Below are 816 nucleotides of genomic sequence, written 5' to 3' on the forward strand. Positions count from 1 at the left end.
GCCGCGGCCAGCATGGCGCCCACGATGACGATGGCGGAGATGGCGTTGGTGACGGCCATCAGCGGCGTGTGCAGCGCCGGGGTGACGGTCCACACCACGTGGTAGCCCACGTAGATGGCCAGCACGAAGATGATCAGGTTGATGACGGTGTGGGATACGGGATCCATGGCGGCTTCTCCTCGCTTGTTCGCTGTTCGCTTGCTGCTTGTTCGCTTACTTCTTCGTGACCTGGCCGTCCTGGCTCATGCGGCAGGCGGCGACGATGTCGTCCTCGAGGTCGATCTTGAGCCCGCCCTCCTTCGGCAGCACGAGCTTGAGGAAGTCGAGCACGTTGCGCGCATACAGCGACGACGCATCGGCGGCGACGAGGGCGGCGAGGTTGGTTTCGCCCACGATGGTCACGCCGTGCTTGACCACCGTCTTGTCGGCTTCGGACAGCGGGCAGTTGCCTCCCACGCCTTCCGGGCCCTTGCCCGCAGCGATGTCCACGATGACCGAGCCCGGCTTCATCGACTTGACCATCTCCTCGGTGATGAGCGTCGGAGCCGCACGGCCCGGGATCAGCGCGGTGCTGATGACGACGTCGGCGAGCGCCACGCGCTTGGCGACCTCGATCTTCTGGCGATCGAGCCAGCTCGGGGGCATGGGCCGGGCGTAGCCGCCCACGCCTTCGGCGGCTTCCTTCTCCTCGGCAGTCTCGTAGGGCACGTCGATGAACTTGCCGCCCAGGGACTCGATCTGTTCCTTGACGCTGGGGCGTACATCGGAAGCCTCGATGACGGCGCCCAGGCGCTTGGCGGTGGCAATCGCCTGCAA

At 66.1% G+C, this 816-nt stretch carries 2 protein-coding genes; both read right to left on the reverse strand.

Features of this window, described 5'->3' with window-relative positions; translation table 11 throughout:
• Nucleotides 1-167: proton-translocating transhydrogenase family protein (locus AC1DN9_RS30025; RefSeq protein WP_478106016.1), on the reverse strand; the 167-nt coding region annotated here is incomplete at its 3' end.
• A gap of 46 nt (nt 168-213) precedes the next feature.
• Nucleotides 214-816 (reverse strand): Rossmann-fold NAD(P)-binding domain-containing protein (locus tag AC1DN9_RS30030; protein WP_478106015.1); only part of this gene is annotated, 603 nt, incomplete at its 5' end.

The sequence above is a fragment of the Variovorax sp. 05L425 genome, from assembly GCF_056397705.1.